Here is a 518-nt window from a genome sequence, read left to right as displayed (position 1 = left end):
ACCAGGCACTGTCCCTGAACCAGATCATGGTCCGAGGTTGAGGTATCCAATACGATCAGAGTGGTATTTCAACAACGACTCCACAGTAACTAGCGTCACCGCTTCACAGTCTCCCACCTATCCTACACAAACCGAACCGAACACCAATACCAAGCTATAGTGAAGGTCCCGGGGTCTTTTCGTCCTGCCGCGCGTAACGAGCATCTTTACTCGTACTGCAATTTCGCCGAGTCTATGGTTGAGACAGCTGAGAAGTCGTTACGCCATTCGTGCAGGTCGGAACTTACCCGACAAGGAATTTCGCTACCTTAGGATGGTTATAGTTACCACCGCCGTTTACTGGGGCTTAAATTCTCAGCTTCACCACACAAGTGCAGTTAACCGGTCCTCTTAACCTTCCAGCACCGGGCAGGCGTCAGTCCGTATACATCGTCTTACGACTTCGCACGGACCTGTGTTTTTAGTAAACAGTCGCTTCTCACTGGTCTCTGCGACCTCACCCAGCTCACACCGAAAAG

1 rRNA gene is annotated in these 518 nt (G+C 51.2%); it reads right to left on the bottom strand.

Annotated elements, in window-relative coordinates:
• Positions 1-518: ribosomal RNA gene (locus A2J03_RS03320) — 23S ribosomal RNA — on the bottom strand; the annotation flags it as partial.

The organism is Rhodococcus sp. EPR-157, assembly GCF_001647195.1.
In the GTDB taxonomy this organism is placed as follows: domain Bacteria; phylum Actinomycetota; class Actinomycetes; order Mycobacteriales; family Mycobacteriaceae; genus Rhodococcoides.
Note: the sequence above shows the minus strand (reverse complement) of the source record. Positions and strands in the feature narration are given on the sequence as shown.